The 6001-nt window shown below is 72.0% G+C and carries 5 protein-coding genes; 1 reads left to right on the top strand and 4 read right to left on the bottom strand.

Going from position 1 to position 6001, the window contains the following annotated elements; all coding sequences use genetic code 11:
- From AC31A1_RS45085 to AC31A1_RS45070, 4 genes are all read right to left on the bottom strand, one after another.
- Positions 1–1140 (bottom strand): VWA domain-containing protein (locus AC31A1_RS45085; RefSeq protein ID WP_489658878.1); only part of this gene is annotated, 1140 nt, incomplete at its 3' end.
- Positions 1141–1395: 255 nt separating this feature from the next.
- Positions 1396–3432, bottom strand: a complete 2037-nt coding sequence (locus tag AC31A1_RS45080) for an FUSC family protein (RefSeq protein ID WP_489658877.1) — start codon at positions 3430–3432, stop codon at positions 1396–1398.
- A 48-nt stretch (positions 3433–3480) separates the two neighbouring features.
- Positions 3481–4479 carry an endonuclease/exonuclease/phosphatase family protein gene (locus AC31A1_RS45075; protein ID WP_489658876.1) on the bottom strand — a complete coding sequence of 333 codons (999 nt, stop codon included), beginning with the start codon at positions 4477–4479 and terminating at the stop codon, positions 3481–3483.
- 75 nt (positions 4480–4554) lie between these two features.
- Positions 4555–5307, bottom strand: coding sequence for an alpha/beta fold hydrolase (locus AC31A1_RS45070; protein ID WP_489658875.1), 753 nt, complete (start codon positions 5305–5307; stop codon positions 4555–4557).
- Positions 5308–5403: 96 nt separating this feature from the next.
- On the opposite strand from AC31A1_RS45070, the gene AC31A1_RS45065 reads away from it, so the two are divergent.
- On the top strand, positions 5404–6001 hold a 598-nt coding region (locus tag AC31A1_RS45065), incomplete at its 3' end, for a GntR family transcriptional regulator (protein WP_489658874.1).

The raw sequence follows: 6001 nt of genomic DNA, 5'->3' as shown, positions 1-6001 counted from the left end.
GTCCAGGTGGGTCGCCAGGGCGAGGGTCTGGGCGGCGAGGGCCTGGGCGGAACCGTCCTTGTAGTACGGGCGCATGCTCGCGGAGCGGTCCAGGACGAGGTAGAGCTTCGCTCGGGTACCGGTGAGGCCGGCCTTGGCGAGAGCGGCGGCGGCGGAGTCACTCCCTACGGCCTCGGCTACGCCCTCGGCCCCAATAGTTTCCCCACCCGCACCGCCCGTGACGCTCTCGTCGTCGAGTGCGGGTGGCCCCTGTGGGGCGGACTCGCCGTCGGCGGCCCCGGCCAGAGGGGTGGGCACGGCTGCCTCCGCGTCTGCGTCTGCCGCGACGGGTTCTGCCACCGGTTCCGCGGCGGGTTCGGGGGCGGTGTCTACGACAGCCTCGGCTTCCGGTTCCGGCGTGACATCGACGATCGGCGCCACCTCGGGCTCGGCCTCGGTCTCGGTCTCCGCGACGGGCTCAGCTTCCGCTTCCGGGGTCACGTCAGCGGCAGGCTCGGCTTCTACCTCGGGCTCGACGACCGGCTCGGCCTCCGCCTCCGGCGCCACTTCAGCCGCAGGGGCGACTTCCGCCTCAGCCTCGACAACCGGCTCGACTTCCGCGACCGGCTCCGCCTCGGCGGCAGGCGCCACCTCAGCGGCAGGCTCAGACTCTGCCTCGGCCTTCGCCTCGACAACCGGCTCCGCGTCGACAACCGGCTCGGCAACAACCTCAGTCGTCGGCTCCACGGCAGCCTCGGTCACCAGCTCCGCGACAGCCTCAGCAGCCGGCTCGACCACGACCTCGGTCACCGGCTCAGCAGTCACCTCGGTAGCCGGCTCGGCAACCACCTCGGCAGTCGGCTCTGCAGTCACCTCGGTCACCGGCTCGGCGACAGCCTCCGTCTCCGGCACCGGCACCGCCACCGGCTCCCGCTCGGCCGCAGCCCCGGTACCTTCCGCCCCTTCCGTCGACGTCGTCGGCTTCGGGACGGACACGTTGTCGAAGGCCAGCGCCACGAGCTCGTGCTCGTCGTCGTCCTCCAACGCGGAGGACGGGCGGGGTTCCGGGACCGTTGCCGCGGGTGACGGCTTCGGCGTCGAGGTGAGGTCGGGTTCTGTGGAGGGGGACGGGACCTTCGCGTCCGATGCTTCCACAGTCACCGTGGTCGGCTGCTCTTGGGAAGGAGTGCGTTCCGCACCCTCTGCTCCGGCGGCACGCTCCTTGCGTGACCTGCCGAATGCATTCCGCAGGAGAGTGAGAATGCCCATGTGCGCAACCCTTCGCGTGAGTTGAAGCCGTCAATCCCTGGCCAGGACGGACACGTAAGGTTAGCGGCCCCGGACGGCGATCTTAGGCATGGGCAAGGCGCATGAGACGCGTCTCGTCAACACCCCCTGTTTCAGCCACCACTTCGCTCACCCGTTCACCTGCCCGTTTGTGCCTCGGTGCGGCGACGCGATCGCCCGTGCCGCCGCCACTTCCTGCCGCAACGGCTCCAGCACGCTCTCCGCCGGGCCGGTCAGATCCGTACGGACCTCCACCAGCACCTCCGACTCGCGTACGCCCTCCGACAACTCCCGCAGCTGGAGTGCCACTTGGGTCACCTCGGCCGGTGACGGGGGTGGTGCTCCGTGTTTCACCCGTACCCTGGCCGCCGTCGTCGCGTCGACGATCCGTTCCACGGCCACGACGAGCGGGAGCCAGCCGGCGGCGAGGCGGCCGGTGGGCGGGGGTTCGGTCAGGGCGCGCTGGAACTCCGTACGGATGACGGACAGGTCGCGGTAGAGGCGGCGGCGCATACGGGCGCGGGCGGCCGGGTCCACCTCCGTACCGGCGGCGACAGTTCCCGTGCCAGTTCCCGTGCCAGTGCCATTGCCTGTGCCTGCGTCCGAGGTGCCGAACGCCGACTCCACATACCTCGCCGTGTCCGCCACCGCCTCCGCCAACCGGTCCCCCACCCGCGTGTGCCAGCTCTCCGGCCAGAGGAGGTAGCCCGCGACCAGCGCGATCCCGCAGCCGATCAGGGAGTCCACCAGGCGAGGGAGCAGCAGCGCCGTGCCCTGGTGGTTCAGGACGTCGGAGAGGAGCAGGATCACCGGGGTGATCGCCATCGTCTGGTAGCCGTAGCCGCGTGGGGTCAGGGCCGGGATCAGCGGGGCCAGGAGGAGCAGGACCAGGACGTCCCACCAGCCCCGCGGCACCACCGACAGCACCGCCGCCGCGATCACCAGTCCCGCCACCGTGCCGAGCGCGCGCAGCAGTGCCCGGGAGAAGACCGAGCCGAAGTCGGGCTTCATGACGAAGGTGATGGTCAGGGCCACCCAGTACGAGCGGGGGACCGGGACCGTGGATACCAGGACCTGCGCGAGGCCGATGCAGACCGCCAGGCGCAGGCCGTAGCGCCAGGAGCCGGACGACAGCAGGACGTTGCGCGCCGCCCTCGCCGTGCGGATGCGGAGCGCCGCCGGGCGGCCCAGGCGGTCGTCGATGCCCCTCGGGTCCACGTCCGGGGCCGTGACGACCTCGGCCGCGTGGCGCAGGGCGTGGTCGATCGCGCGGGTCGTCTCGCCGGTGGGGGCGGGGAGGTCGAGGCCTATCGGGCCCGTGTAGCCGGTTTCCACGGCCTGGGCGAGGTGGCGGACCGTCTCGCGGATCTGGGGCGGGAGGGGCCGGCCGGACTGGTGGACCGCGGGGGCCGCCTCCACCACCGGTGTGATGGCGTTCAACTGGGCCAGCAGGCGGGTCAGTTCGGGGCTGCGGCCGTGGTGGCGGGCCCGGCGGGCGAGGACCAGGTCGTACGACTGGTTCAGGGACTGGGTGACCGCCCTGCGGGCCGCGTCGTACGCCGCCGTCGGGTCGTCGCCGCAGGTGGCGAGGAGGTCGCCGACGGTGCGGTAGGTGTTCGCCACCGCCGATCGCTCCGGGATTCCGGAACGCAACGGCCAGGCCAGCAGGGCCAGGAGGAGGACCAGGAGGCCACCGCCGGACATCAGGGCGGGGGCCTGCCACCACGCGCCGGGGAGCGGAAGTCCCGCGCCGATCACCGAGTTGAGGAGCAGGAGCAGGCCCGATACGGAGGCCACCGCGCCGATCGTCGAGATCATCCCGGAGACGAGCGCGATGCCGGTGAGCGCGGCGACCGCGTACCAGCCGTGGCCGTAGACCGCGGAGCCGAGCGTGACGCCGATCGCGCCGAAGAGCTGGGGGATCGCGATGTTGAGGATGCGCATGCGGTACGCGTCGGCGGTGTCGCCGATGACGCCGGAGAGGGCGCCCATGGAGGCGAGGGCGCCGTAGGCGGGCTGTCCGACGGCCAGGCCGATGGTGAAGGGGAGGGCCATCGCGATGGCGGCGCGGGCGATGGCCGGCCGGTTGAGGGGGGCCTGCTGCGGTTGGAGGTTCCTCACCAGCCAGTCGGGGGGTGTGAGGCCGATGGGGAACTCGCGGGGCATGCGCCCATTATGGGCGTCGCGTCCCGCGGAGAAAGGATCGCGCCCGCGCTATTCGTGCTGGTGGAGTGTGATGTCGACCAGCAGCGCGCGGTGGTCGGTGTCGGCGATGTCGAGGAAACGGGCGCTGTTCGCGGAGAAGTCCCCGGACAGCAGCACGTGGTCGATCTGCGTGCCGAAAGTGGGGGTGAACCGCTCCGGCCAGCTGGCGGTGCGCGGGTGCCCGGCCATGCGGGCCGCGTCGCGCAGGCCGGTGTCCAGGATGCGGCGGAATGCGGCATGGTCCTGGGAGGAGTTGAAGTCACCGGCCAGGATCGTGGGGGTGGCGGGGTCCGTGGCCGCGAAGGTGCGGAGCCTGCCCAGTTCTCGGCGCCACAGGGCGACCTGGTTCGGCAACGGGGGCATGGGGTGCGCCAGTTGGAGCCGTACGGAATGACCGGCTACGTCGGCCACCGCGCCCGGCATGCCCATCGTGCCGGCGACGCCCTTCGTGCCCTTGAGCGGGAAGCGGCTCAGGATGACCGAACCGTGCGAACCGGCCGCCGCCACCGCCTGCCGGTACGGGAACTCGGTGCCGAAGTCCCGCCGCAGCGTGGCCTGGCAGGTGTACTCGCACTCCTCCACGAACACCACGTCCGGCCGCTCCCGCCGAATCACCGGCACCAGCGAACCGGTCCCCCGCCCGAACTCGACGTTCGAGGTCAGCACCCGGAACTCGGCGATCGCGGGACCGCTCGGGTCTCCGCTCTTCCCGTACGGCTCGATGAACCACGCCAGCAGGCCCAGCAGCGCGACGCCCCACACCAGTCCGAGCCGCCAGCGGGTGAAGAGGGAGAGGAGCAGTCCGACGCCGGTCGGGGCGAGCAACCAGGGGAAGAACGCGAGGAGTTGGGGGACGGGAGTGATGGCGTCCGTGTCGGCCGTGCGGCAACCTACGACCACGCTCACGCCCGTGAACAGCAGCCCGGCGCACCATCGCCAGAAGCGGCGCGCGCGATGGCGTTCGGGCACGAAGTCGGCGGCGGTCCACTCGGTGGTCGCGGTGCCCAAGGGGTTACCTTCCGCCGGTGGACGCAGATGCCCGAATCATCCCACGTGTTCCGGGATCATCCACGTGTTCCAGGGTTATCCCACGTGTGCCAGGAACTCCCCCAGCATCTCGTTGAACTCCTTCGGGCGTTCGAGATTCGGCAGATGGGCCGCGCCCTCGATCACCCGAAGCGTGGAGTCGGGGAGCGCCGCGTGCATCGCCTCCGCGTCGGAGACGGGGGTGTAGGTGTCGTCGGCGCCCACGGCCACCAGGGCCGGGACCGTGACCCGGGTCAACAGGTCGCGGTAGTCGGGGCGTTGGGCGCGGGCGCGCAGGGCGGCCGCGGCGGACCCGGGGTCGGTGGCCGTCATCATGCGGTGGACGTGCGCCTTGACCCGCGGGTCCGCGGACGGCGCCACCATCCGCTCCAGCACCTCGTCGGCGTAACCGCGCATCCCCTCGCGGAGGAGGCGGTCGGCCGTCGCGTTCCGGATGCGGGCGGCCTCCGGGGTGTCCGCCGACGGGAAGGTGTCGGCGAGGACCAGACCCCGGACGCGCTCGCCGAACCGGCCGTAGCAGTCCATCGCGATCTGCCCGCCCATCGACAGCCCGGCCAGCACGAACGTCTCGACCTTCAACTCGTCCAGCAGGGCCCCGATGTCGGTGGCGAAGTCCGAGAAGTCGGTGACACCGGGGGTCGAGGGGGAGCCGCCGTAGCCGCGCAGGTCGGGCGCGATGACCCTGCGTCCGGGGGAGAACGCCTCGATCTGCGGGGTCCACATCGTGTGGTCGAAGGGGTGGCCATGGATGAGGACAAGGGGGAGATAAGGGGAAGTAAGGGGTGGCATGCGATCGACCCTAGATCCGCCCAACTCCTCGGTGCAATAAAATCTTTGCTCTCGGTGCAATGCGCCGTGACGAGAGACGTAGAGAGGGGTGGCTCCGTGGGCGACTACCGGCGGATCGCCGACCGCATCGCGGACGACATCGCCTCCGGACGGCTGCGTCCGGGCCAACGGCTGTCCCCGCAAAGGGCGTTCGCCCGTCGGCACGGGATCGCGGGTTCCACGGCGGGGCGCGTCTACGCCGAACTCGTGCGCCGGGGACTGGTGGTGGGGGAGGTCGGCCGCGGCACCTTCGTGCGGGCCGCGGCGGCGGGGCCGTACGGGCGGGCGATCGTCGAGGCGGCGACCACCGCCCCGGTGAACCTGGAGCTCAACTACCCTTCCGCGCCCGGCCAGTCGGAGTTGCTGGCCCCGGCGCTCGCGCCGCTGCTGCGCCCGGACGTGCTGACCGAAGCGCTGCGCCCGGCCCCGGCCACCGGCACGGCGGCGGCTCGCGAGGCCACGGCCGATCTGCTGGCCACGCCCGCCTGGCGTCCCGCCCCCGACCGCGTCCTCTTCAGCGGCAACGCCCGGCAGGCCATCGCCGCGACCCTCGCCTCCCTCGTCCGGCCGGGCGGGCGGGTCGGGGTCGAGCCGTTGACGTATCCGCTGGTCAGGGAGATCGCGGGGCGGCTCGGGGTCACGCTGGTCGCGTTGG

It is taken from the genome of Streptomyces sp. P5F9 (genome assembly GCF_057961495.1).
Note: the sequence above shows the minus strand (reverse complement) of the source record. Positions and strands in the feature narration are given on the sequence as shown.